Consider the following 23697-nt stretch of genomic DNA (forward strand, 5'->3'; position numbering starts at 1 on the left):
CCGCATAATCAATCACACAAACGAGCCAGAGCCTCCAATACTCAAGCCGCTCTGATGCCCCATTTTATATGACGACGGACAAAAGTCGGAACAGGTGTGTTGTACAAAGAGTTGGGCCAAGATGTCGTGCCTGCTGCCACCAATGTCGGCGTGTTTTGGAAACGCCAAGGGATCTACCGTGGTCGCGGAACTGCTGTTGTCGAATTTTTGCCACGCATTGAGGCTGGGCGTGGATTGAAGGTCTTTATGAAAGACTTAGAGGCATCTGTGGAAGCAAGATCGAACCAATTGATGATCGATGCTGGATTTGAAATATCTGCGGACCAGCTGCGACCAGCAGAGAGCGATACGTCTCAGTAAAAGAAGTGATCAAATAAAAATGGCCGCAATGAGCGGCCATTTTTATGTTTATTTTTTAAAAGCTGTTTGACTGCTTAAGCCGCCAAACCCTTTGACCCTATATCCAAGAATTTTTTGCGACGCGCAGCAATGAGAGCCGCAGGCTTTTCTTTCGACAGGGGGGCAAGCATACTGGCGATGGCTTTCCCAACGGAGGCAATCGCGGTGTCGCGATCACGTTGCGCCCCGCCTTGGGGTTCTGGAATGATTTGATCGATCACGGCCAGTTGGATCAGCTCTTGTGCGGTCAAACGCATTGCTTCGGCCGCTTCGCGCATTTTTGTGGCGTCTTTCCACAAGATCGACGCGCAGCCTTCAGGAGTGATGACCGAATAAATTGAATGCTCAAGCATAGCGACCTTATTGGCCGCAGCAAACGCAACCGCGCCGCCAGATCCGCCTTCACCGATGATCACGGCGATCAATGGAACAGACAATTGCAGACATTTTTGAGTGGAGCGTGCGATGGCCTCGGATTGGCCGCGTTCTTCTGCGCCTTTGCCGGGGTAGGCACCAGGCGTGTCCACAAGCGCGATCACAGGGATACCGAATTTGTCGGCCAGTTCCATCAGTCGAATGGCTTTACGGTAGCCTTCGGGACGTGCCATGCCGAAATTACGCTCGATGCGTGATTTGGTGTCATTGCCTTTTTCATGGCCGATCACCATCACAGGCTGATCGTTGAACCGTGCAAGGCCCCCCATGATGGCGTGATCGTCAGCAAAGTTTCTGTCCCCTGCCAAAGGCGTGTATTCTGTAAACAGTGCTTCGATGTATTCGGCGCAATGGGGGCGATCTGGATGACGGGCCACCTGACATTTGCGCCAAGGCGACAGGTTTTTATACATGTCGACCAACATGGTTGCGGCTTTGTCGTCTAAGGCCAAAGCCTCTTTTTCGATATCCATATCTTCGTTGGCACGGGCCATGGCGCGCAGCTCTTCAGCTTTGCCTTCGATTTCCGCTAAGGGTTTCTCGAATTCCAGATAGTGGGTCATATTACGCTCCGATACGGTACACCTGAAACTTGTATATGGCGATTTTTTTCACCGGGTGCAACTTAGCAAGATTTGTGAATTGGCTTTGTGCAATTCAAGAGGTGCAGCAAAGGAAGGACCGCCGCAATGGCACAGAGCTATGAAGCGCGACTAATGCGTGTTCTGAACTACGTTTATGCAAACTTGGATGGTGATTTGTCCCTAGATACCTTGGCAGATGTCGCCGCTTTATCGCGATTTCATTTCCATCGCGTGTTCACGGGCATGACAGGGGAAACAGTCGCGGCTTTTACCCGACGTGTGCGGTTGTTTCGGGCGTCTGCGGCCTTGCTGCAAACCCGTGATCCTGTTGATCGCATCGCTTGTTATTGCGGTTACGTGAATGTGCGCAGTTTTATGCGGGCGTTTCAAAGTGCTTATGGGGTGACGCCTGATGCCATTCGCAATCGCGGCGTGCCGCAGCCTGCGCTGCAATTGAATGAACATGGAGACTATGAAATGTATGACGTAAAAATCGAAACCCGCGAAGATATCCACCTTGCCGTGATGCCGCATCGTGGGGCCTATATGGAAATAGGTGAGGTGTTCGAGGCGGTGATGACCATCTTGATGACGCGTGGGCTTGGGCCGCAACTGGGGCAAATGATTGGGGTGTATCTTGATGATCCCGCCGCGGTGCCGGAATCTGATCTGCGCAGTTTTGCGGGCGCGCAAATTCTAGGGGATCCCGAAATCACGGCTCCTTTAGAGACTATGGAAATCACGGGCGGAAGGTTCGCTGTTCTCACGTACAAAGGCCACTACTCAGGTTTGGCGAAAGCCTATGCCTATTTGTTTGGGGAATGGTTGCCAGAATCAGGTGAAGTGCCCCGTGATTCGCCGCCTTTCGAGGTCTATTTGAACCGTCCACAGGACACTTTAGTGGATGATTTGATCACTTTGATCTATGCGCCCTTGAAATAGTGCATAAATAATAATCACTTAGAAAAAACAAACGTCCCGAGATTTGCATCTCGAGACGTTCGCCTCGACATTCAGGCTCCTCCTCCTGAATGGAGTTAGCTTACGTTAGCGATCAATTCTGATTGCGCAACGATAACTTCTGCTTGTTTGATCGATGCGATGTCGACAAGACGGCCTTTATAGACTGTCGCGCCCTCACCATTGGCTTTGGCTTGGGCCATTGCGGCCAATATCTCACGGGCTTCAGCGACGGATTCTGCCGATGGAGTGAACACTTCATTGGCCAAAGCGATCTGTTTTGGATGTATCGCCCATTTCCCAACCATGCCCAGCGTTGCGGATCGACGTGCTTGGGCGCGGAAGCCTTCGTCATCTGAGAAATCCCCAAACGGACCATCGACAGGCAGAATGCCATGGGTGCGACAGGCTGCGACGATGGCAGCTTGTGCGAAATGCCATGGGTCAGAATAGTGACGGGCCTCGCCATTTAACATGTAGTAGTTTTCCTGCGTGCCGCCGATGCCTGTGGTTTGCATCCCCATGGAGGCCGCGAAATCAGCCGCGCCGAAGCTCATGGCCTCAAGTCGTGGTGAGCTCTGGGCGATCTCTTCTACGTGGGCAAGGCCCGCTGCAGATTCGATGATCACTTCAAAAGCGACTTTTTTCTTACGCCCCATGGCGTGCTCAATCGCAGTGACCAGCGCGTCCACGGCATAGACATCTTGGGCGCAGCCCACCTTGGGAATCATAATTTGGTCAAGTCGGTCGCCGGCCTGTTCTAACAAATCCACCACGTCACGATACCAATAAGGCGTGTCGAGAGCGTTGATCCGCACGGCAAGCACTTTAGTGCCCCAGTCAATCGTGTTGATGGCTTCTATAATATTGGCACGCGCGTTGTCTTTGTCAGAGGGGGCTACACTGTCCTCTAAATCCAGATTGATCACATCTGCCGCTGAGGCTGCCATTTTCGGAAATAGCTTTGTGTTCGATCCAGGTCCGAACAGTTGGCAGCGGTTGGGTCGGGCTGGTGGAGTAGGTTGTAAGCGAAAAGACATGACGATTCTCGTTTGTAATTATATTCCCATTATGTTGATATTGTTGGTATTATGTTGCGCGTAAAATCACAAGTACTGTTTTGCATCTGCAGAAATTTTACGAATCTTTGTTGGGAGATGCTTGGGGTTCAACCTTGGGTGATCGGCTGAAATTTCTTGGCATCGGGCCTAAGTGGGAATAATTGTTCATTCATTGGTTATGATTGGTAATATATCCCATTTCGGGTTGAAAAGAACGTGAGAATGAAAGCACCTTGCACAAAAGGGCAGGCAGTATGACGTAAATTCAACTGGAGAGCTGTCATGATCCAAACACCTTACCTACTGTTCCTTGGCGATGCGCCAGACGCGCTTGCCGCTAAAGTTGCACAAGGCATCAAAGATTGGCGCCCTGAGTTCGCCATTGGCCAATTGCGCATGGAAGGCTGTAAAGCCGATATGGGGCTGACAGACATGTCACTGGCCGAGGCGAAAGCCGCCGGAGCAAAAACGCTGGTGATTGGTGTTGCCAACCGCGGTGGCGTGATCTCGCAAGCATGGAAAAAGGTGTTGGTGGCCGCACTTGAGGAAGGCTTTGATTTGGCCTCTGGGTTGCACAACCTTTTGACAGACGAAGATGACCTTGTTGCCGTGGCCAAAGCTTGCGGACGTGAGTTGCACGATGTGCGTGTTCCATCCGTGGACTACCCCATCGCGACTGGGGTAAAGCGCACAGGCAAACGTTGCTTGGCTGTTGGGACAGATTGTTCTGTTGGTAAAATGTACACGGCTTTGGCTGTTGATGCGTCGATGCGCGAACGCGGCTTGAAATCAACATTTCGTGCCACAGGGCAAACTGGCATCTTGATCACGGGGGACGGCGTTCCATTGGACGCTGTTGTCGCTGATTTTATGGCGGGCGCTGTCGAGTATATTTCACCTGACAACGACGCGGATCACTGGGATCTGATTGAGGGCCAAGGCAGCTTGTTCCATGTGTCTTATTCTGGTGTTACCATGGCGCTTGTCCACGGCGGTCAACCAGATGCGTTGATTTTGTGCCATGAGCCAACACGCACACATATGCGTGGCCTGCCAGATTACGATCTGCCAACTCTGCAAGCCTTGGCCGACACAGCGTTGCCATTGGCGCGCTGGGCAAACCCTGCGTGTGAAATTGTCGGTATTTCAGTGAACACGCAGCACATGTCAGAAGCCGAAGCTGTGACATACCTTGCGTCTGTTGAAGCTGAAATGGGCGTGCCTGCCGTTGATCCATTCCGTCAAGGTGCAGACCGTTTGGTTGACGCTTTGGTGAAATTGGACGACACCGTTTCTGCATAAGCACTGAAAATTAGACTCTAAACCAAGGAAAAGCCATGACTTTGCCCGTGACCTTGAGCGTAACTGCCGAGGCGTTTCGCCTTGCTGAAGCCTTTGTAATTTCGCGTGGATCACGCACAGAGGCAAAGGTGATCACGGTCAAAGCCACAGATGGCACCGTGACGGGCTGGGGCGAATGTGTGCCCTATGCGCGTTACGGTGAAAGCTTGGACAGTGTGACCGCGCAAATCGAATCCCTGCCCGTAGGGATCACACGCGCGGAGCTGCAAGACGCGCTTGAACCGGGTGCTGCGCGCAATGCCGTTGATTGCGCCTTGTGGGATTTGGAAGCAAAGCAAGCGGGCAAACGTGTTTGGCAAATGCTTGATATGGCCGCACCTGACCCGTGTTTGACGGCTTATACATTGTCCTTGGGCACGCCTGAAAGCATGCAGGCGGCGGCGGCAAAGAATGCCTTTCGCCCCTTGTTGAAAATTAAATTGGGTACGCCTGATGATATGGAACGATTAGAGGCGGTGCGTCGCGGTGCGCCAAAATCGCGTATCATCGTGGATGCCAATGAAGGATGGAGCGCAGAGGTTTATACAGACCTCGCGCCACATCTGGTGCGGATGGGGGTCGATCTGGTTGAACAACCGATGCCCGCCGGGCAGGATGACATGTTGGCTGAGATGGAACGTCCCCTTCCGGTCTGCGCTGACGAATCCTGTCATGATCGTGCCAGCCTCGCGGGTCTTAAGGGCAAATACGATATGATTAATATCAAGCTCGATAAGACCGGCGGGCTCACTGAGGCCCTCGCCTTGCGTCTGCAAGCGCAAGCCGAGGGCTTTGGTATTATGGTCGGATGTATGGTCGGCACGTCGCTTGCGATGGCGCCGGCGGTGATTTTGGCACAGGGTGCGCGCGTAACAGACCTTGACGGGCCGCTTCTTCTGGCCGAAGACCGTAAAAACGCATTGCAATATGACGCCGATGGGGTGCACCCACCTCGCAGCGCGCTTTGGGGATAAACCCGTCATAAGGAGACCACTATGAGCCAGATCGTTTACGTAAACGGAGAATATGTTCCAGCAGCAGAGGCGAAAGTCTCTGTCTTTGATCGTGGATTCTTGATGGCAGATGCCGTTTATGAAGTGACGTCGATCATTGGTGGCAAGATCATTGATTTTGATGGTCACTGGACGCGCCTACAACGCTCCATGTCTGAGCTTGAAATGGTGTCCCCTGTAACGATGGACGAGCTTTTGCAGATCCACCGTGATCTCATTGAAAAGAACAACCTGGACGAGGGTGGCGTTTACTTGCAAATCACGCGCGGCGCGCCAGATACACGTGATTTTGCTTGGCCTGATCCCGAAGAAGTGCCTTGTGGCATCGTGTTGTTCACCTTTGTCAAATCTATGGTCGACAGCAAGGTGATGGACGAGGGTATCAAAGTCATCTCTATCGCAGACGAGCGTTGGGGCCGCCGCGATATCAAAACCACTCAGTTGCTTTACCCCTCCTTTGCCAAGATGCAGGCAAAGAAAAAAGGCTGCCAAGATGCTTGGCTTGTTGAAGATGGCTTTGTAACCGAAGGCACCGCGAATAACGCCTACATCGTCAAAGACGGCACCATCATCACGCGTCAGTTGAGCAACGATATTTTGCACGGTATCACCCGCGCGGCGATTTTGCGTTTCGCGCTTGAAGCACAGATGAAGGTCGAAGAGCGTCCTTTCACCATCGCAGAAGCTCAAGAGGCAGATGAGGCATTTGTGACCTCTGCGACAGGTTTCGCACAGCCGGTAATCGAGATTGACGGCGCGCAGATTGGCTCCGGTGTACCGGGTGATATTTCGAAACGCCTGCGCGATATCTACACCGAAGAGATGATAAAAGCGGCGATCTAATCGCTCACCGATCAGTGTTTTTTATAGAAAAGGCCCGCCATATCAGCGGGCCTTTTTGCATCGGTTGATATTCAATTAATGATTAACTGGGCGTAAGCACATTTGAGCCGGTTTCAGGCAAGTCATCTGCTTCTTCTTCTTCCGTGGAAGAATTAGACCCGACCGCAGCCAGTGCCACGTCTTCTAATGTACCCAGTTCAGGGAAGTCTTCTGATGGCGCATCCGCGAATGAAATATTGGCTGTTTCCATTTGCTCAGCAGTCACATTTTCAATGAATGCGATGTCGACACCGTCATAAGAGTACATAACCCCGCCGCCGTCGACGTCTGTGACGTCCACTGTGATATCTTCTGGCAGCGTGCCTTCCAAGACCAATTCCAGCGTGTCTTCGGCTGGATCAAAATCAGTGACCGTCACAACGCCATTTTGAGTACCTTGGTAGGCAACAATAGTGTCCGCGCCTGCGCCACCGGTGACAGTGTCACCAGAGTCCGCGTAAATCGTATCCATGCCAAAGCCGCCATCAACGAGGTCGCCTGTGCCCAGGTCGGAAACGTCATCGACTGCGGAAATGGTGTCAGAGCCTTCGTCGCCGTACAACTCGTTCGACCCAAGGCGGTCAATCATGGTATCGCTGCCGTCACCGCCGCGGGTAAAATCATCGCCATTGTCCAAGTAAACATCGTCAAAGCCAAGGGTATCATTGCCCTCGCCAAGTAGTGTGTGGTCATCGTCGTAGCCGCCTGCGACGTGGTCGTCGCCAGCGCCTGCCGTGATCGTGTCGTCGCCACCTTGACCTGTTATGATGTCGTCGCCGTCACCCCCAGAAATCAGGTCGGCGCCAGCCCCGCCGCCGATCAGATCATCGCCGCCTTGGCCGTTAATGGTGTCAACGCCTACGCCGCCACTCAGGATATCGTTGCCTGTGCCCCCGTTGATGAGGTCAGCGCCACTGCCGCCACCGATGGAATCATCACCATCGTTGCCGTAAATTTCATCGTCACCATGTTCGCCAAGAATAGCATCATCACCGCTTTGACCATTGATGGTGTCGTTATCGTAACCGCCTAGGATAACGTCATCGCCTTGACCGCCGTTGAGGACGTCATCGCCACCGTTGCCATCAAGCAGATCGGCATCGTCGCCACCATCGATAGTGTCATCACCTGCTAAGCCGGAAACGATGTCTGAGCCACCCAAGCCGCTGATGATGTCGTTGAACGAGGTGCCTTGAATGACATCGTCTTCTTCTGTGCCTTCGAGGTCAACACCTTCTGTTGTTTCCGTCTCATTGTCGTCTGAATCCTCGGAGGATGAACCCCAGACGTCAAACGCAAATGAGAGTCCTAACACCGCGGGCAGGGCAGCGAGCAATAGCAACATGGTTAAATCCTTCACAAATGCAGCAAGAAATTTCAATTTTCATTTATGAGGGAAGGCATACCAAAGGCAGCGCAAAGGTCAAACTTTGTTCATGATTTATTAATCTTTGAGTGATGATCTGACCCAGAGCTGTTCATTGTCTTCAATCTCAATACAAATGTTCAACCCAAGGATGTTTTGGTGCTGGTGAGATCAATTGCTTATAAGCGATTCTAATATGTCGGCTCTATAGGGATCGCGCGCAAGGACTTCGACTAAGGTTTGGTTTCAGGGCCGACATTCGCCTCGAACGCATCTCTGAATTGCTCTTGTTTGGCAGTTGACGCATCTGTCTGAAAGTTCGCTTTCCACTCAGACATCGTCATGCCGTAATAAAGCTCACGGGCCTCATCTTTGGTCATGTCGATGCCGCGCTCATTGGCTGCCTCTTGATACCAGCGCGATAAGCAATTTCTGCAGAAGCCAGCGAGGTTCATCATGTCGATATTTTGCACGTCTGTGCGGTCTTGCATGAGGTGCTTTTGCAACCGACGAAAGGCGGCGGCCTCTAGCTCAAGTTGCGTTTGCGCATCGATATCTTTGGGCTGTGTCATGGTTATTCCTTCATGCGTTTGGCTGAGCCATTTTTGGCAATGTCATAGGGATAGACTGATAAACTTGCCGCATGGGGCAGGTGTTTTTCCATCACACTGAGAACCAATTCACACATATGGGTTTTGGTTGCATCATCGCGGCCGATCAGCATGTGAAAATCTGCATGGGCAAAGCTTTGGTCGCTAAAACCGGTGGCGAAATAGTCATGCGCACGGGCACGCACGCGAATATTTTTCGGCGCAGGGATAGAGGCATCCGCTGCCAATGCATCGCGAATATCAAGGCACATCTGTTTCATATCTGCTGTGTCTTCAAGGCCAGCTGAAAAGTCGATGACAACGTGGGGCATGGGGGGCTCTCTTATTCTGTGTTGCGTGGGCTTTGCCCCATTGCTGCGTTAAGTGAACGCGAAGTTCAAGAGGCAGGGGGCAGTCACAAGCCTGTGTCTTTAAGAGTCTGGGCCAGAATCGGGGCTAAAAGACCTGCCCAGCGGCGTTGGTCGTCGGTCGTTTCAATCAAATCTGAACGCAGTTCAATGAGTACATTCAAGCGCCCGTGTTTGATCGCATGAGTGTCGATAGCATCGCCGGGAAAGTGCCCGATGTATGGCTCGTTGTCGCCAATGGTCAGGCGCTCGCCAAGTTTCTCGGCCTCTGCCTGCAAAGTCTTTGAGGTCTCGAGCGCTTTGATCAAAGGCGCGGTGAGGCGTTTGTCGTAATGCGAAAGGATGCCAATTTGCCAAGGTCGGCGCGGGCGGGCCTTAAGTTGTGGCGTAAAAGAATGGATGGCGCAGATCGCGACATCTTCACGCTTGCTTGCGAGAGCCTCATAAGCGTTGTGATAGGGGCGATAATAGGTATCCAAGCGCCGCGCAATTTCTGCCGCGTCTATATGGCGATTGGCGGGGATGATCGTGCCATCATAAAGTTGCATCACCAAAGTTGGATCGATTTCGCCACGATTCGGGTCGATGACCAGACGTGAAAAATCGCTGAGAATGGCGGGGCTGTTCAGCAGACGTGCCAGTTCGAGGGTGAACCCCTGCGCGCCGATGTCATAGGCGATATGGCGGGATAAATCGGCGTGTGGCAGGCCAAGATCGACTTGTATTTCGCTCGGGATGCGGTTGGTTGCGTGATCGCAAGTGATCAGCCAACGACCGGTACGTTGTTCTGTTATCTGCTGGAATGGTGAAAAATCGTTCATTTTACCGTCATCTTGTGCTGTCATGTCTCTAATAAGACCTTTGAGGATAAAGGGCCAGTTGTGCCGCGCTTCGCTTTGCGGCATAGAGGAGACGGCCCACCGCGAATTGAAATAATAAAAGGATGTAAGGCAACTATGAGACGCCTTCGCAATGTAAAGATCGTGGCCACTTTGGGCCCAGCATCGAATGACTATGACATGATCCGCGCCCTCACAGAGGCTGGTGCGAATGTTTTCCGTTTGAATATGAGCCATGGCGAACATGGTGAAATTCGCGAACGTCACGCGATGATCCGTAAAGTTGAAGCCGACTTGGGGCGTCCAATCGCTATTTTGGCCGACCTTCAAGGGCCGAAACTGCGCGTCGGCAAATTTGCAGAAGAGTCATACGATCTTGAGGTGGGCGCTAAGTTCCGTCTTGATTTGGATGATACGCCTGGTGACATCACCCGCGTGCAACTGCCCCACACCGAAATTTTTGCAGCGCTTAAGCCCGGATCGAACCTGTTGGTGAATGACGGTAAGATTCGTTTGCAAGTCGAAGACTGCGGCAAAGACTACGCCAATTGTGTTGTGACTGTTGGCGGCACGATTTCAAACCGCAAGGGCGTGAACGTGCCTGATGTGGTTTTGCCTTTGGCCGCTCTGTCCGAGAAAGACCTCAAAGATCTTGAGTTCGTTTGTGACCTCGGCGTCGATTGGTTGGCTTTGTCCTTTGTGCAGCGTCCAGAGGATGTGTTGCAGGCCAAAGAATTGGCCAAAGGACGCGCATTTGTTCTGTCCAAAATCGAAAAGCCTTCCGCTGTCACAGATTTCGACGCGATTTTGGCGGTGTCTGACGGCATCATGGTTGCCCGTGGCGACTTGGGTGTTGAATTGCCAGTGCATGCTGTGCCGCCCATTCAAAAACGCCTGATCCGCAAATGTCGTGCGGCAGCCAAACCCGTGATTGTTGCCACTCAGATGCTTGAGTCGATGATCGAAAGCCCAATGCCAACACGTGCTGAAGTTTCTGACGTTGCAACAGCGATTTACGAGGGCGCCGATGCGATCATGCTCTCAGCTGAATCTGCTGCGGGTGATTTCCCGATTGAGGCTGTAAGCACAATGAACAACGTGGCGATGGAGGTCGAAAACGACCCCGTGTATCTTGACGTTATGGATGCATCACGTGCGGGTAAAAAAGAAACGATTGCGGATGCGATCGTATCTGCGGCCCGTGAAATTGCTGAAACCACAGACGTGAAGGCGATCGTGTGTTACTCTGAGAGCGGCACAACTGCTGCGCTGACAGCTCGCGAACGCCCACATGTCCCAATTATCGCGATGACCTCGCGGGCACGCACCGCGCGCAAGCTTTGTTTGTATTGGGGTATGCATTGTGTGATCACGGGCGAAGTGGACCGGTTTAAAATGGCTGTTGTGAACGCGGCACGTGCGGCACGCACATGCGGCTTTGCAACCGAGAAAGACAACATCGTTGTCACGGCGGGTGTTCCGTTCAATGTGCCGGGGTCTACAAACATCCTGCGGGTTGCGCCTTGTGATGAACGCTTGATTTTTAACACTGATCCCGAATAATAGGCCTAATTTTTTAAGGCATAAGGTGGTGGGTATGGATACAGATCTTTTTCTGGTGATTGGGGCGGCAGTGCTTGTTTTGGCGCTGCCTGCCTTGGTTGGGGCTTTCTCTGAAAGCCGTCCACCCCGCGCCGCGGCGGTTCTTGTTTTGGTCGGAGGCGCTTTAGTCGTATTGGCGGTTACACAAAGGCCGGGCGGTTATGGATTCGATGATGTGCCACAGGCTTTGACCCGCGTTATTGGGCGTTATTTTTAAAACACCAATGAATTCACCGTTTTCACTTGCCAAGCTGAGCCGTCCACAGTAATTGCACAGCTTCATGGTGCGCGTCCGGCGATCTGGCATGCCGAGTCGCGCGTTTAACCATCCGAACACTCGAAAAAGGAGATGGAAATGCCTAAGATGAAGACAAAGTCAGGTGCTAAAAAGCGCTTTAAAATGACTGCAAGTGGCCTTGTAAAAGCCGGTCAAGCTGGCAAACGCCACGGCATGATCAAACGTTCCAACAAATTTCTACGCAACGCTCGTGGCACGACAACGCTTTCCGCACCTGATGCGAAAATCGTTAAGTCGTACATGCCGTACAACCGCTAATAGGAGGCTCAGAATATGTCCCGTGTTAAAGGTGGTACAGTCACTCACGCTCGTCACAAGAAAGTCATCAAAGCTGCAAAAGGCTACTACGGCGCGCGCTCACGCTTGTTCCGTACAGCTACGCAGGCTGTTGACAAGGCGAACCAATACGCAACCCGCGACCGTAAAAACCGCAAGCGCAACTTCCGCGCTTTGTGGATCCAGCGTATCAACGCTGCGGTACGTGCACATGATGAAGCTTTGACATACTCAAAATTCATCAATGGTCTGTCATTGGCTGGTATCGAAGTTGACCGCAAAGTTCTTGCTGACTTGGCTGTTCACGAACCAGAAGCTTTCACAGCGATTGTTGAAAAAGCACAAGCTGCTCTCGCTGCATAAGCGCGTTACAGCATATCAAACTTTTAAAACCGCGGGTCTCGTAAGAGGTCCGCGGTTTTTTTATGGAAAAACTTTTTGCATTTGTCGATTTCGGTTTGGCTCATCCGTCTTATAGTCAGAAGAGCAGAAGCTTTTCGTTAATCCAGACTGACATAAAGAGGAATGCCCCATGCAATACATGCTTTTGATCTACAATGCAGAGACCAATGGCCCACAGCCAGGAACCGAAGAATTTGGTCCCTATATGCAAGGCTATATAGATTTCACCGCTGAGGTGCGTGAGGCAGGCAAGCTGATCGGTGGCGAGGCACTGGAATCAGTCGCGTCGGCCACAACCGTTTCTGTACGCGGTGGTAAAACCGAATTGGTTGACGGGCCTTTTGCAGAAACCAAAGAACAGTTGGGTGGATATTACATCCTTGATTGTGTCGATTTGGACGAGGCTTTGAAATATGCGGCCAAAATCCCAGATGCCGCTTATGGCCGTGTCGAAGTGCGCCCTGTCATGATCTTCGATTAAAACCCATGCAGCCCCCAGTCGATACAGACCGTCTTGCCAAAGCTCAGATGACGCGTTTGATCCGCGAAGACTGGGGGCGCATTTTGGCGGCTCTTACGTCATCGGTCGGCAATTACAGCTTGGCCGAAGACAGTTTGCAAGATGCGGTGATTTCTGCGTTACAAGTCTGGCCTCGCAAAGGCTTGCCCGACAATCCCGCGGCCTGGATGATTTCCGTGGCACGGCGCAAAGCGCTGGATCGCCTCAGGCGGCAAAACACCATGACGCGAAAAGAAGACGAGCTGGCGCAATGGCTTGAGATGCATCAGGACGCACCGGATACGGACATCGCAACCATTCCCGATCAGCGCTTGGAATTGATCTACACCTGTTGTCATCCCGCATTGGATCAAAAATCCCGGGTGGCGTTGACGTTGCGCGCTTTGGGCGGGCTGTCGACCGAGCATATTGCCAGAGCCTTTCTCGATAAACCGGAGGCTATGGCGGCGCGACTGACACGCGCCAAAAAGAAACTTTCGATGGCGGGGATCAGGTTCAAACTGCCAGACCCCGAAGACATCGCCCCGCGCACAGATGCGGTGCTGCGGGTGATCTATTTGATTTTCAACGAAGGCGCGCATGCGTCCAACGGTGATTTGACACGGGGGGATTTGGTGACAGAGGCGATCCGTTTGGGGCGAATTTTGTCTGCGCTTTTACCTGATAATACAGAGACCAAAGGTCTTTTGGCGCTGATGTTGCTCAGTGACAGTCGCCGCTTTGCGCGCGTGGATGCGTCAGGCAATTTCGTACCGCTAGAGGCGCAAAACCGTGCGCGTTGGGATCGTGCCAAAATCACCGAAGGCCTAAATTTGGTCGAAATCGCCCTGTCCCATGCCCCTGCTGGACCATATGCCATTCAGGCCGCGATCAGCGCTTTGCATGCCCAAGCGGCCACATTTGGCGACACCGATTGGCCCCAGATCGTGGCGCTGTATGATGTGTTGCGCACTCGCACGCCCAACCCGATCATCGCAGTGAACCAAGCCGTTGCGCTGTCCTATGCGCAGACGCCGCAAGTCGGATTGGCGGCGCTGGATTGTTTGCTACCTGACGCGAAACTTGAGGCCTATCAGCCTTACCACAGCTGTCGTGCCGATCTTTTGGTCCGCATGGGGCAGGTGGACGCCGCTGCGCAAAGTTATCGCCGAGCCATCGATCTGTCTCCGTCCAAGGCGCAAGCGCGTTTTTTAGAACACCGTTTGCGCGCGCTCTATATAGGCTGAATACGGGTTGATATCGCCTGTTTACTTGCGCTTTTGCACGTCTCGCGTTAGCACGAGGACGAGTTAGATAAAGGTACCGTCATGGATGATCTCAAGAACAAATACCTCACCGCCATCAACGAGGCCGGTGACGAGGCGACACTCGAAGACATCCGTCTGAAAGCCGTTGGCAAAAAGGGCGAAGTGTCTTTGAAAATGCGCGAGCTGGGCAAGATGACAGCGGACGAACGCCAAGTGGCTGGCCCGAAACTCAATGCGCTCAAAGACGAGATCAATTCCGCGATTGCCGCCAAGAAAGTCGCCTTAGAAGATGCCGCTTTGGACAGGCGCCTGTCCGAGGAATGGCTGGATGTGACCTTGCCGTCACGCCCCGCGCGTCAAGGCTCTATTCACCCTATTTCTCGCGTTTCTGAGGAAATTTATGCCATTTTTGCCGATCTTGGCTTTGCCGTGGCCGAAGGCCCACAGGTTGAAGACGATTGGCACAACTTCGATGCGCTGAACATTCCACCGCATCACCCCGCGCGCCAAGAACACGACACGTTCTATATGCACCGCGATGAAGGCGACAATCGTCCGCCGCATGTCTTGCGTACGCACACTTCACCGGTTCAAATCCGTACGCTCTTGGATCAAGGTGCGCCGATCAGCATCATCGCGCCGGGCCGCGTGTACCGCTGTGATTACGACCAAACACACACACCGATGTTCCACCAAGTCGAAGGCCTGTGCATCGGCAAAGACGTGTCTATGGCGAACCTCAAATGGGTGTTGGAAGAATTTTTTACCGCTTTCTTTGGCACAGAAGTCAAAACCCGTTTCCGTGCCTCGCATTTCCCGTTCACTGAACCCTCCGCCGAAGTGGACATTCAGTGCAAATGGGAAAACGGCACCGTTAAAGTGGGCGAGGGCGATGATTGGCTTGAAGTCTTGGGCTCTGGCATGGTGCACCCGAATGTGTTGAAAGCGGGCGGGATCGATCCTGACGAATGGCAAGGCTTTGCCTTTGGCATCGGCATCGACCGTTTGGCGATGTTGAAATACGGCATCCCCGATCTGCGCGCGTTCTTTGACTCTGATCTGCGCTGGCTGAAACACTACGGCTTTAACCCGCTCAGCGTGCCTACGCTGGCTGGGGGGATTAACGGGTGATGCTCGACCCTAAAATCATTCAGGGTATACTGACCTTTTCTGGTGCGTTGGTCGCGTCTTGTTCAGCTCTCTGGATTGCTTATCGAGCTTACCCTTCTCAGAAGCAGGCAGACCGAGCTTTGCAAAAAGAGCATGAGCGCCGCGATGTCTATCGTCGTTTTTTGCGCGCAGCGAATGTTCATTACGCCTCAATCTCAATGGCCCACTGGTCCAAAAATGCTGATCCGCTTAAATCCACATATTTAGATTTGGTGGCGGTTCTTGCCGAGTTGGGTGCTTATGTGCCAGCAGATGCTCAGAACGATGTTCTTAGCGCTTGCCAAAAATACTCGCAGCGCATTTTGGAATATGGTGTGGTGGTTGAGGCCCATTGCGGCGTCGAACCGTCAGTTAAACAAGTGCAGAAAAATCCGAACCGCTATCCGAAGGATCTTTCAAAACGAATTCGAATTGAAAGAAAGGCTGCTTTCATCGCTATTCGCCGTGATCTTGGTGAAAGCGTCAAGCAAGCGGCGCATGCGGCAAATGTCTATTTTGTTGCGACATCGTATGAGGAAACAAAATGACTGACCAAAACGACTCAATGGAAGACCTTCAGGTTACCTACCCCGGCGCGGGGATGTTCCAACTGGCGAGCAACCGTTCGCGCTGTGAGCAGCTCAATGAATTGGTCGCCGTGGGTAAGAAAACCGCGACCTGTATGCCGTGGTCCGAATTCGAAGGTGACGAAGGCGCATTGCCCGTCGCGGGGCGTGTTGACATCGTCGCCGATTGGGATGGCAACCCCGCCTTGATAGTCCGTACGTTGGAAGTGGAAAAAGTCAAATTCCGCAATGTGACCCCAACGATGGCCCTGAAAGAGGGCGAAGACAATGACATCGAAGGCTGGCGCAAACGCATGACCAAAAAGTTCGGCACACAAGGCAAGCTCGACCGCGACACGCTTTTGGTATTTGAAACATTCGAACTGGTTGAGGACTTGGGCGTCCGTTAAACGCCGCAAGCGATCCCCCCGCAAGAGGCGGGCATAGGAGAAGACGATATGAAATTCACGGTATCTTGGCTCAAAGAGCATTTAGACACAGACGCGTCTTTGGACGACATTCTATACGCCTTGACCGATTTGGGTCTTGAGGTGGAAGGGGTCGAGAACCCTATGGATGTGTTCAAAGATTTCGAAATCGCAAAGATCACCCATGCAGAACAGCACCCAGACGCCGACAAATTGCGTGTGTGCAAAGTGCAAGCGGGTGCAGGTGAAACGCAGATCGTTTGTGGTGCGCCGAATGCGCGCGAAGGCATCACTGTGGTTCTGGCCAAGCCGGGCACTTACATTCCGGGTTTGGACATCACGATATCTGTCGGTAAAATCCGTGGCGTAGAATCCTTTGGCATGATGGCGTCGGAAAAAGAACTTGAACTGTCTGACGAACACAACGGAATTATTGAATTGCCAAGCGGCGAAATCGGTCAATCTTTTGCGGATTACTTGGCCGAAACAGACCCATCTAAAGTCGATCCCGTGATCGAAATCGCCATTACGCCAAACCGCCCAGACGCCTTGGGCGTGCGCGGTGTGGCACGTGATTTGGCCGCACGCGGCTTGGGCACATTGAAGCCTTTGAAAAAGGCATCGGTGGCGGGCGGCTTTGCCAATCCGATTTCCGTGACCATTGATGAGAGCGCAAAAGACAGCTGCAAAGTCTTCGCTGGTCGCCTGATCAAAGGCGTTACCAACGGGCCATCACCTGCATGGTTGCAAGACCGCTTGAAAGCCATCGGATTGCGTCCGATTTCAAAATTGGTCGATGTGACGAACTTTTTCACCTACGATCAAAACCGTCCATTGCACGTGTTTGACGCGGGCAAAGTCGATGGCGGCTTGACCGTTCATCTGTCCAAAGGCGGCGAAGAATTGGTGGCCTTGGATGAAAAGACTTACACCCTGCCAGCGGGCGTGACGGTGATTTCATCAGGCGGAAAAGTCGAAAGCATCGCGGGCATCATGGGCGGTTTGGAAACGGGCTGCACCGATGAGACCACAGATGTGTTTTTGGAAGCCGCATTCTGGGACACCATCGCGATTGCCAAAGGCGGCCGCGCGCTGAAAATCAATTCCGATGCGCGCTATCGCAACGAGCGCGGCATCGATCCGGCGTACAATATGCAAGCCATCGAGGACGCAACGCAGATGATCCTTGATCTATGCGGAGGTGAGGCCTCCGAAGTGACTGTCGCGGGGCAAGTGCCTGACGTGTCGCGGGCCTACAAACTTGACACAGATCGCGTGCAAAGCCTTGTTGGAATGGAAATTTTGCCAGCCAAACAGATCGCCACTTTGGAAGCCCTCGGCTTTACCATGGACGGCGACATGGCACAGGTGCCGTCATGGCGCCCTGACGTGTTGGGCTCGGCTGATTTGGTCGAAGAGGTCGCGCGCGTTGAATCGCTGACCTTGCTTGAGCCAAAGCCTTTGTCGCGTCCCATCGGGGTTGCGAAACAAATTCAGACACCCATGCAAATCCGTGAAAGCATGGCGCGCTATACGGCGGCTGCCTTGGGGTACAACGAATGTGTGACTTATTCTTTCGTCGATGAAAAATCTGCGAAACTGTTTGATGGCGGTTCTGATGCGGTGAAATTAGAAAACCCGATTTCGTCGGAAATGAGCCACATGCGCCCTGATCTTTTGGTCGGCTTGTTGCAGGCGGCGTCGCGTAATCAGGCGCGCGGGTTCAACGATCTGGCGCTTTTCGAAGTGGGCGCGGCTTTCCATGGCGGCGAGCCGGGTGAACAACACATGCAAATCGGCGGTCTTTTGGTTGGCGCAACTGGCCCTAAAGACGTGCACGGCGCGCGTCGTGACGTAGATGTGTTCGACGCGAAAGCGGATGCCGAGGCGGTTTTGTCCTCGATTGGCGCCCCTGCGAAAGTTCAAATTTTGCGCGATACGCCAACATGGTTCCATCCTGGTCGGTCCGGCAAAATCTGTCTGGGTCCGAAAAAAGTCTTGGCACAGTTCGGCGAAGTTCATCCGAAAACGCTTAAAGAAATGGGCGTAAAAGGCCCTGCTGTGGCCTTTACGATCTTCCTTGAGCAGCCACCCTTCCCACGTGGAAACAAAGTGGCGCGGGCTGCGTTTTTCACCAATGATCTGCAAGCGGTTGAGCGCGATTTTGCCTTTGTTGTCGATAAATCGACTGCCGCTTTGGATGTGGTGAATGCGGCCTTTGGGGCTGATAAAAATCTGATCTCTGACGTGCGTGTTTTTGATGAATTCATCGGCGGCAGCTTGGGCGAAGACAAGAAATCGCTGGCGATCACGGTGCGCTTGCAGCCTGCCAAAGAGACATTGAAAGAAAAAGACATCGAAGACGTTTCGGCCAAGATCATCGCCAAAGTGGAAAAATCCACCAAGGCAGTGTTGCGCGGGTGATCCGGTCTTTCAACCGCTCCGTAAGCTGACTAAATTTTCAGGGCGCGGCTTTTGCTGCGCCCTTTTCCAATGGGGCCACCCCGAGCTGATCTAAACAACAAGGAACGTGATCAATGAAAGTCTATTTGTCCGGCGAAATTCACACCGATTGGCGTGATCAAATTGTTCAAGCTGCGCGTGAGTTGGATATCGAATTCTCAATGCCTGTGACCGATCATGGCGCGTCAGATGATTGCGGCGTGGCGATCATGGGGGCTGAGACCGATAAGTTTTGGCATGACCACAAGGGCGCCAAACTGAATGCGATCCGCACACGCAGTGCGATTGAGGCGGCGGATGTTGTGGTCGTGCGCTTTGGCGATAAATACAAACAATGGAATGCGGCTTTTGACGCGGGCTATGCGGCAGCACTTGGCAAATCGTTGATCGTGATGCACGGGGCAGATCATCAACACGCGCTGAAAGAAGTGGACGCTGCAGCATTGGCTGTCACCGAGACGCCGCAACAGGTCGTCGAGATTCTGACCTATGTGCTGACAGGGACCTTGCCTGCATAGATTTTGAAGCACACAGTTATGCCCAATTTTATTATGACCCTACATTGAGTGATCGCAATGTAGGGTTAATTTGCGAGGAAAGTGCTCCACTCAAAGTTCGGTGTGCGTTGTGTAAGACTTTAGAATGTTCCGTTTCACATGAGCGCAGATCCAAAGTCCCCGCAATCTGCTAGAAATATGGGGAGTTTTGCGCAAAGATTAACCTCACGTGCCAGTCGGCTGTTGTGTTATAGAATATGTGTACGCGCGCAAAAAGACGCGCCTCAAACGCATGAGGGAATAAATGCTAAAGGAATTCAAAGACTTCATCGCTAAGGGCAATGTCATGGACATGGCCGTTGGTATCATCGTCGGTGCTGCTTTTACAGCCATCGTTAAATCTATGGTCGCTGATTTGATCAACCCAATCATTGGTGTGTTCACCGGCGGCCTTGATTTCACCAACCGCTTTGCGGTGATTTCTGGTGACGTCGCTGCTGGTACAAGCTTGGAGGCCGCTCGCGAAGCCGGTGCGTCCGTTTTTGCCTACGGTTCGTTCATCATGGCTGTTATCAACTTCTTGATCATCGCATTCGTGGTCTTCATGCTTGTGCGCTACGTCAACAAAGTCAAAGCCGCGACTGAAACACCTGTCGAAGAAGCACCAGCTGCGCCAGAAGGCCCAAGCGAACTCGACGTTCTGTTGGAAATCCGCGACTCCTTGAAAAAGTAAGGGCACCGCTTTTCGCCATCTGTAAGGCCCGCAAGCATAGGCTTGTGGGCCTTTTTTGTTTTGAAACACGGGCGAAAGATCATAGCTTGGCTGTCCCTGTCTTGTGTTTGTAAAGTGCGCATGGGATGTGTAAGTGTGTTTTGACGTAAAATCAGGATAACTTTGACCTATGCCCCAAATTGACGAGACAGATCGCCGAATTTTGCGCATTTTGCAAAAGAAGGGTCGCATCTCAAACGCGGATTTGGCGGTGGCTGCCAATGTGTCCAGTTCTGCCTGTCACAGACGTGTGCAAAGACTTGAGGCCGATGGTGTCATTCGCGATTATGTGGCTCTGCTGAACCCTATTCATTTGGATCGCCGGTCGACCTTATTTGTCGAGGTGACGTTGACATCGCAAGCCGATGACGTGTTGGCGGAGTTTGAAAGAGCCGTTCAACTGGTGCCGGATGTGCTGGAATGTCATTTGATGGCGGGTGCCGCAGATTACATGCTCAAAGTGGTTGCCGCTGACACAGATCATTTCGCAAAAATCCATCGGACGTTGGTGCGGCTTCCTGGTGTTGTCAAAATGCAGTCGTCCTTTGCTATGCGCACCGTCTTTAAGACCACCAGCCTGCCAGTTTGACGCGTGGTCTATTGATACGTTGCTAAATGCCCTGGCATTCGCATAGGATCGGGTTGGTGATTGTTTGCGTTGTGGAGGAGGCAAACTGATGTCATTGGAAACCCATACGGAGCAGGTCTTAAATGCGGTCGAGTCGCGGTCAGCGGCTTCGCGGCTGACCGCGTCGTGGCGACGGTCTATGGTCAAGCATGGTTTGGATCCGTCCCACCGCAAAAGCCCCCACCGCCATGAGATGAGCCAAGTCATGCGCCGCTGCGAGGAGCTGGGCGCATTTTTAGAAATAGCGACACCAAAGCTCGACCAATTGTTTCAAATGGTGGGTAACACTGGGTGTTGTGTGTTGTTAACGGATGATCAAGGCGTTGTTTTAGACCAAAGGTCCACAGATGCGGACGCCGAAATATTTAACAGCTGGGGGTTATGGTCCGGTGCGGATTGGTCCGAAAGCTCAGAGGGTACCAACGGTATTGGCACCTGCCTTGCAGAAGAACGCCAAGTGACCATTCATCGCGACGAACATTTTTTCACCCGTAATACGGGAATGTCTTGTATGGACGCGCCGATCTTTGGACCCGATGGCGCATTGATCGGTGCCTTGGATGTTTCGTCATGTCGTGCGGATCAAACCGAATCCTACACGCGGTTGATCGGAAATGTCGTGACGCAGGCCGCCAAGCAGATTGAAACGGAGGCTTTTCGAGCGGCCTTTCCAAAAGCACGCATTATTGCGGCCCCTGACGCACGCAGTGATGGCGCGGTTTTGCTGGCTGTGGATCAAGACGATTTGGTCATCGGAGCCACGCGCGCAGCAAGGCGACTGTATCAGTTGGGGCAGGGCGGTGTCATCGCGCCTATGCCGGCCTCTGATATTTTGGGGCGTGACAGTGATGCCTCTGCGTTGGAACGTGCCGAGCGTGCGGCGCTTAAACGGGCTATTGCACGGGCTGGCGGCAATGTGTCGGCTGCCGCACGCGAACTTGGGATTGGCCGCGCGACGCTCTATCGCCGGATGAATCGCCTCGGAATCGGGGAATCTTAAACAACCTGTCTCACCCCTGAGACACTGCTGCGCTGCAGCGTTCCTTGGATGGGGTGACGAGGATAACTGAGCTGGTCATGTTTTCATGTAACCGAGATGGAGGATCTCGGATGTCAGAGGAGGACATACGATGAATGTAATGACCCAAAACGATACCAAGTACAGATCACCTTTCAAAACGCGTTACGACAATTTTATTGGCGGCGCGTTTGTCGCCCCAGTAAACGGTCAGTATTTCGATAATATCACGCCCATCGACGGCTCAGTCGTCTGCCAAATAGCGCGCTCAGATGCGGAGGATGTCAATCTAGCTCTTGATGCGGCACATGCTGCAAAAGTGGCTTGGGGCAAAACTGCGGCGGCAGAGCGCTCAAACATCTTGCTCAAAATTGCAGATCGTATGGAAGAAAATCTCGATCTTTTGGCGCAGGCTGAAACTTGGGACAACGGTAAGCCGATCCGCGAGACAACCTTTGCGGATATTCCGCTCGCGATAGACCACTTTCGTTACTTTGCGGGCGTGTTGCGTGGGCAAGAAGGCTCAATGTCTGAGATAGATGCAGACACCGTTGCCTATCATTTCCACGAACCTTTGGGGGTTGTGGCTCAAATCATCCCGTGGAACTTCTCTATTTTGATGGCGGCGTGGAAGCTGGCACCTGCTTTGGCGGCTGGCAACTGTGTTGTCATCAAGCCAGCTGAACAAACTCCAGCGGCTTTGATGGTTGTGGCAGAATTGATCGCCGACCTTTTGCCTGCTGGCACACTCAACATCATCAACGGCTATGGCGGCGAAGTTGGCGCGGCATTGGCCACATCCAAACGCATCGCCAAGATCGCCTTCACCGGCTCGACAGTCACCGGTAAGAAAATCATGGCGGCCGCGACAGAGAATCTGATCCCTGTGACGCTTGAGTTGGGTGGAAAATCCCCGAATATTTTCTTCTCTGACATCATGGCCGCAGATGATGCATTCTTTGACAAAGCCATCGAAGGCTTCGTTCTGTTTGCCTTCAACCAAGGCGAGGTCTGTACATGTCCATCTCGCGCGCTGGTGCAAGAAGACATTTATGACGCCTTCATGGCGCGTGTGATTGAGCGTGTGAAAGCGATCAAACAGGGTGATCCACGCGAAATGGACACGATGGTCGGCGCGCAGTGTTCACAAATGCAGCAAGATAAAATCTTGTCCTACTTCACCATCGGTCGTGAAGAGGGGGCAGAGGTGCTTGTGGGCGGTGCGGCGGCCGATGTTGGCAAAGACTTGGAGAACGGGTTTTATATTCAGCCAACCATCTTTAAAGGCACCAACGATATGCGTGTGTTCCAAGAGGAAATCTTTGGCCCGGTTGTGTCTGTCACAACATTTAAGGATGAAGACGAAGCTTTGGCGATTGCCAATGACACTATGTATGGCCTTGGGGCCGGCGTTTGGTCACGCGATGCGAACCGGTGCTTCCGCTTTGGTCGCGCGATCGAGGCAGGTCGCGTTTGGGTGAACAATTACCACGCATACCCAGCACATGCGGCCTTTGGTGGGTACAAACAGTCCGGCATCGGACGCGAGAACCACAAGATGATGTTGGATCATTACCAGCAGACGAAAAACATGCTGGTCAGCTACAACCCCAACAAACTGGGTTTCTTCTAAGATCTCCTCCCATGGAGCGCATTTCGGTGCGCTCCATGTCTTTTCGACTCGCCAGATTGTGCAGTGATTCCAGTTTTTGAGTGACCTATGGCGTGCAGAACTCTCTATAGATCAAAAAATATGCGCATCAGGGTTTAAGTTTTGCTGATAGAGTTCGCAAATATCCCTTTAAAATAATCACTTACATTGTTTTTCAAGAAAGTTTCATAAAGAGTGCAAAAAGCTCTTGCGAAGGTGCTGCACTCGCCTTAGAACCCCCTCTACCGGCAGCGAGCAATTGACTGCGGGGCGGACGGAGCGGAGCGGCTGAGATGTTGCGAAGTGAGGTTTGGAAGTAAAATCAGAGGTTTAAGTTAGGCG

Annotated in this window: 26 protein-coding genes; 20 read left to right on the top strand and 6 right to left on the bottom strand. The window is 52.6% G+C overall.

The genetic code is table 11. The features are described from left to right. Positions 1–96 precede the first annotated feature (96 nt). Positions 97–360, top strand: coding sequence for a hypothetical protein (locus KO497_RS12790; RefSeq protein WP_215944359.1), 264 nt, complete (start codon positions 97–99; stop codon positions 358–360). Positions 361–434: 74 nt separating this feature from the next. Here the strand turns inward: KO497_RS12790 and KO497_RS12795 are convergent, their stop codons facing one another. Further along, positions 435–1397 carry an acetyl-CoA carboxylase carboxyltransferase subunit alpha gene (locus KO497_RS12795; RefSeq protein ID WP_215944360.1) on the bottom strand — a complete coding sequence of 321 codons (963 nt, stop codon included), beginning with the start codon at positions 1395–1397 and terminating at the stop codon, positions 435–437. A 126-nt stretch (positions 1398–1523) separates the two neighbouring features. Here KO497_RS12795 and KO497_RS12800 point away from each other — a divergent pair, with 126 nt between their 5' ends. After that, complete coding sequence (locus tag KO497_RS12800; RefSeq protein WP_215944361.1) at positions 1524–2360, top strand: AraC family transcriptional regulator; 837 nt, start codon at positions 1524–1526, stop codon at positions 2358–2360. 95 nt (positions 2361–2455) lie between these two features. On the opposite strand, the gene KO497_RS12805 is transcribed toward KO497_RS12800, so the two are convergent. Further along, a complete protein-coding gene (locus tag KO497_RS12805) occupies positions 2456–3418 on the bottom strand; it encodes an L-malyl-CoA/beta-methylmalyl-CoA lyase (protein WP_215944362.1) in 963 nt (320 codons plus the stop codon). Between the two features lie 303 nt (positions 3419–3721). On the opposite strand from KO497_RS12805, the gene dgcN reads away from it, so the two are divergent. From dgcN to KO497_RS12820, 3 genes are read left to right on the top strand one after another with little or no spacing between them, the layout of a single operon-like run. Next, positions 3722–4741, top strand: coding sequence for an N-acetyltransferase DgcN (gene dgcN / locus KO497_RS12810; RefSeq protein WP_215944363.1), 1020 nt, complete (start codon positions 3722–3724; stop codon positions 4739–4741). A 35-nt stretch (positions 4742–4776) separates the two neighbouring features. Continuing rightward, on the top strand, positions 4777–5754 hold the full coding sequence (dgcA, locus tag KO497_RS12815; RefSeq protein WP_252729655.1) for an N-acetyl-D-Glu racemase DgcA: 978 nt from the start codon (positions 4777–4779) through the stop codon (positions 5752–5754). A 21-nt stretch (positions 5755–5775) separates the two neighbouring features. After that, a complete protein-coding gene (locus KO497_RS12820) occupies positions 5776–6636 on the top strand; it encodes a D-amino-acid transaminase (RefSeq protein ID WP_215944364.1) in 861 nt (286 codons plus the stop codon). 82 nt (positions 6637–6718) lie between these two features. Here KO497_RS12820 and KO497_RS12825 read toward each other — a convergent pair whose 3' ends face one another. From KO497_RS12825 to KO497_RS12840, 4 genes are all read right to left on the bottom strand, one after another. Beyond that, on the bottom strand, positions 6719–8020 hold the full coding sequence (locus KO497_RS12825; RefSeq protein ID WP_215944365.1) for a calcium-binding protein: 1302 nt from the start codon (positions 8018–8020) through the stop codon (positions 6719–6721). A 254-nt stretch (positions 8021–8274) separates the two neighbouring features. Next, positions 8275–8613 carry a DUF1244 domain-containing protein gene (locus tag KO497_RS12830; RefSeq protein ID WP_252729656.1) on the bottom strand — a complete coding sequence of 113 codons (339 nt, stop codon included), beginning with the start codon at positions 8611–8613 and terminating at the stop codon, positions 8275–8277. Between the two features lie 2 nt (positions 8614–8615). Continuing rightward, positions 8616–8963, bottom strand: coding sequence for a 5-carboxymethyl-2-hydroxymuconate Delta-isomerase (locus KO497_RS12835; RefSeq protein ID WP_215944366.1), 348 nt, complete (start codon positions 8961–8963; stop codon positions 8616–8618). 83 nt (positions 8964–9046) lie between these two features. Continuing rightward, positions 9047–9844: an N-formylglutamate amidohydrolase gene (locus tag KO497_RS12840; RefSeq protein ID WP_436799291.1), complete on the bottom strand. Its 798-nt coding sequence runs from the start codon at positions 9842–9844 to the stop codon at positions 9047–9049. A gap of 111 nt (positions 9845–9955) precedes the next feature. On the opposite strand from KO497_RS12840, the gene pyk reads away from it, so the two are divergent. From pyk to adh, 15 genes are all read left to right on the top strand, one after another. Further along, on the top strand, positions 9956–11401 hold the full coding sequence (gene pyk / locus KO497_RS12845) for a pyruvate kinase (RefSeq protein WP_215944367.1): 1446 nt from the start codon (positions 9956–9958) through the stop codon (positions 11399–11401). Positions 11402–11435: 34 nt separating this feature from the next. Further along, positions 11436–11657: a hypothetical protein gene (locus KO497_RS12850; protein ID WP_215944368.1), complete on the top strand. Its 222-nt coding sequence runs from the start codon at positions 11436–11438 to the stop codon at positions 11655–11657. A gap of 138 nt (positions 11658–11795) precedes the next feature. Next, complete coding sequence (gene rpmI, locus KO497_RS12855) at positions 11796–11996, top strand: 50S ribosomal protein L35 (RefSeq protein WP_123792998.1); 201 nt, start codon at positions 11796–11798, stop codon at positions 11994–11996. A 15-nt stretch (positions 11997–12011) separates the two neighbouring features. Beyond that, a complete protein-coding gene (rplT, locus tag KO497_RS12860; RefSeq protein ID WP_215944369.1) occupies positions 12012–12377 on the top strand; it encodes a 50S ribosomal protein L20 in 366 nt (121 codons plus the stop codon). A gap of 169 nt (positions 12378–12546) precedes the next feature. After that, the gene (locus tag KO497_RS12865; RefSeq protein WP_252729657.1) at positions 12547–12897 is read left to right on the top strand and encodes a YciI family protein; all 351 of its coding nucleotides are present in this window, start codon (positions 12547–12549) and stop codon (positions 12895–12897) included. 5 nt (positions 12898–12902) lie between these two features. Further along, positions 12903–14162, top strand: coding sequence for an RNA polymerase sigma factor (locus KO497_RS12870; RefSeq protein ID WP_252729658.1), 1260 nt, complete (start codon positions 12903–12905; stop codon positions 14160–14162). An 81-nt stretch (positions 14163–14243) separates the two neighbouring features. After that, positions 14244–15314 carry a phenylalanine--tRNA ligase subunit alpha gene (gene pheS, locus KO497_RS12875; RefSeq protein ID WP_215944370.1) on the top strand — a complete coding sequence of 357 codons (1071 nt, stop codon included), beginning with the start codon at positions 14244–14246 and terminating at the stop codon, positions 15312–15314. Then, entirely contained in the window at positions 15314–15880 is a 567-nt protein-coding gene (locus tag KO497_RS12880; RefSeq protein WP_215944371.1) for a hypothetical protein, read from the top strand. Before pheS ends, KO497_RS12880 begins: the two co-directional genes overlap by 1 nt. Then, entirely contained in the window at positions 15877–16308 is a 432-nt protein-coding gene (locus KO497_RS12885; protein WP_215944372.1) for an ASCH domain-containing protein, read from the top strand. The genes KO497_RS12880 and KO497_RS12885 overlap by 4 nt, the downstream gene beginning before the upstream one ends. A gap of 48 nt (positions 16309–16356) precedes the next feature. Continuing rightward, positions 16357–18750, top strand: a complete 2394-nt coding sequence (gene pheT / locus KO497_RS12890) for a phenylalanine--tRNA ligase subunit beta (protein WP_215944373.1) — start codon at positions 16357–16359, stop codon at positions 18748–18750. 113 nt (positions 18751–18863) lie between these two features. Beyond that, positions 18864–19307 (top strand): YtoQ family protein, encoded by a 444-nt coding sequence (locus tag KO497_RS12895; protein ID WP_215944374.1) that lies wholly within the window; start codon positions 18864–18866, stop codon positions 19305–19307. A gap of 283 nt (positions 19308–19590) precedes the next feature. Further along, complete coding sequence (gene mscL, locus KO497_RS12900; protein ID WP_215944375.1) at positions 19591–20019, top strand: large conductance mechanosensitive channel protein MscL; 429 nt, start codon at positions 19591–19593, stop codon at positions 20017–20019. A gap of 169 nt (positions 20020–20188) precedes the next feature. After that, entirely contained in the window at positions 20189–20647 is a 459-nt protein-coding gene (locus KO497_RS12905) for an Lrp/AsnC family transcriptional regulator (RefSeq protein WP_215944376.1), read from the top strand. A gap of 88 nt (positions 20648–20735) precedes the next feature. Next, positions 20736–21686, top strand: coding sequence for a GAF domain-containing protein (locus KO497_RS12910; protein ID WP_252729659.1), 951 nt, complete (start codon positions 20736–20738; stop codon positions 21684–21686). A gap of 130 nt (positions 21687–21816) precedes the next feature. Next, the gene (gene adh, locus KO497_RS12915) at positions 21817–23337 is read left to right on the top strand and encodes an aldehyde dehydrogenase (RefSeq protein ID WP_215944377.1); all 1521 of its coding nucleotides are present in this window, start codon (positions 21817–21819) and stop codon (positions 23335–23337) included. Positions 23338–23697 lie beyond the last annotated feature (360 nt).

Origin of the sequence: Pacificibacter marinus, from assembly GCF_018860665.1 — a bacterium.
GTDB lineage: Bacteria > Pseudomonadota > Alphaproteobacteria > Rhodobacterales > Rhodobacteraceae > Celeribacter > Celeribacter marinus_A.

Excerpts from the sequence above, each read along its gene's own strand:
- KO497_RS12795 (WP_215944360.1), bottom strand. The coding sequence starts at position 1,397 with ATGACCCACTATCTGGAATTCGAGAAACCCTTAGCGGAAATCGAAGGC.
- KO497_RS12800 (WP_215944361.1), top strand. The coding sequence starts at position 1,524 with ATGGCACAGAGCTATGAAGCGCGACTAATGCGTGTTCTGAACTACGTT.
- KO497_RS12805 (WP_215944362.1), bottom strand. The coding sequence starts at position 3,418 with ATGTCTTTTCGCTTACAACCTACTCCACCAGCCCGACCCAACCGCTGC.
- dgcN (WP_215944363.1), top strand. The coding sequence starts at position 3,722 with ATGATCCAAACACCTTACCTACTGTTCCTTGGCGATGCGCCAGACGCG.
- dgcA (WP_252729655.1), top strand. The coding sequence starts at position 4,777 with ATGACTTTGCCCGTGACCTTGAGCGTAACTGCCGAGGCGTTTCGCCTT.
- KO497_RS12820 (WP_215944364.1), top strand. The coding sequence starts at position 5,776 with ATGAGCCAGATCGTTTACGTAAACGGAGAATATGTTCCAGCAGCAGAG.
- KO497_RS12825 (WP_215944365.1), bottom strand. The coding sequence starts at position 8,020 with ATGTTGCTATTGCTCGCTGCCCTGCCCGCGGTGTTAGGACTCTCATTT.
- KO497_RS12830 (WP_252729656.1), bottom strand. The coding sequence starts at position 8,613 with ATGACACAGCCCAAAGATATCGATGCGCAAACGCAACTTGAGCTAGAG.
- KO497_RS12835 (WP_215944366.1), bottom strand. The coding sequence starts at position 8,963 with ATGCCCCACGTTGTCATCGACTTTTCAGCTGGCCTTGAAGACACAGCA.
- KO497_RS12840 (WP_436799291.1), bottom strand. The coding sequence starts at position 9,844 with ATGACAGCACAAGATGACGGTAAAATGAACGATTTTTCACCATTCCAG.
- pyk (WP_215944367.1), top strand. The coding sequence starts at position 9,956 with ATGAGACGCCTTCGCAATGTAAAGATCGTGGCCACTTTGGGCCCAGCA.
- KO497_RS12850 (WP_215944368.1), top strand. The coding sequence starts at position 11,436 with ATGGATACAGATCTTTTTCTGGTGATTGGGGCGGCAGTGCTTGTTTTG.
- rpmI (WP_123792998.1), top strand. The coding sequence starts at position 11,796 with ATGCCTAAGATGAAGACAAAGTCAGGTGCTAAAAAGCGCTTTAAAATG.
- rplT (WP_215944369.1), top strand. The coding sequence starts at position 12,012 with ATGTCCCGTGTTAAAGGTGGTACAGTCACTCACGCTCGTCACAAGAAA.
- KO497_RS12865 (WP_252729657.1), top strand. The coding sequence starts at position 12,547 with ATGCAATACATGCTTTTGATCTACAATGCAGAGACCAATGGCCCACAG.
- KO497_RS12870 (WP_252729658.1), top strand. The coding sequence starts at position 12,903 with ATGCAGCCCCCAGTCGATACAGACCGTCTTGCCAAAGCTCAGATGACG.
- pheS (WP_215944370.1), top strand. The coding sequence starts at position 14,244 with ATGGATGATCTCAAGAACAAATACCTCACCGCCATCAACGAGGCCGGT.
- KO497_RS12880 (WP_215944371.1), top strand. The coding sequence starts at position 15,314 with ATGCTCGACCCTAAAATCATTCAGGGTATACTGACCTTTTCTGGTGCG.
- KO497_RS12885 (WP_215944372.1), top strand. The coding sequence starts at position 15,877 with ATGACTGACCAAAACGACTCAATGGAAGACCTTCAGGTTACCTACCCC.
- pheT (WP_215944373.1), top strand. The coding sequence starts at position 16,357 with ATGAAATTCACGGTATCTTGGCTCAAAGAGCATTTAGACACAGACGCG.
- KO497_RS12895 (WP_215944374.1), top strand. The coding sequence starts at position 18,864 with ATGAAAGTCTATTTGTCCGGCGAAATTCACACCGATTGGCGTGATCAA.
- mscL (WP_215944375.1), top strand. The coding sequence starts at position 19,591 with ATGCTAAAGGAATTCAAAGACTTCATCGCTAAGGGCAATGTCATGGAC.
- KO497_RS12905 (WP_215944376.1), top strand. The coding sequence starts at position 20,189 with ATGCCCCAAATTGACGAGACAGATCGCCGAATTTTGCGCATTTTGCAA.
- KO497_RS12910 (WP_252729659.1), top strand. The coding sequence starts at position 20,736 with ATGTCATTGGAAACCCATACGGAGCAGGTCTTAAATGCGGTCGAGTCG.
- adh (WP_215944377.1), top strand. The coding sequence starts at position 21,817 with ATGAATGTAATGACCCAAAACGATACCAAGTACAGATCACCTTTCAAA.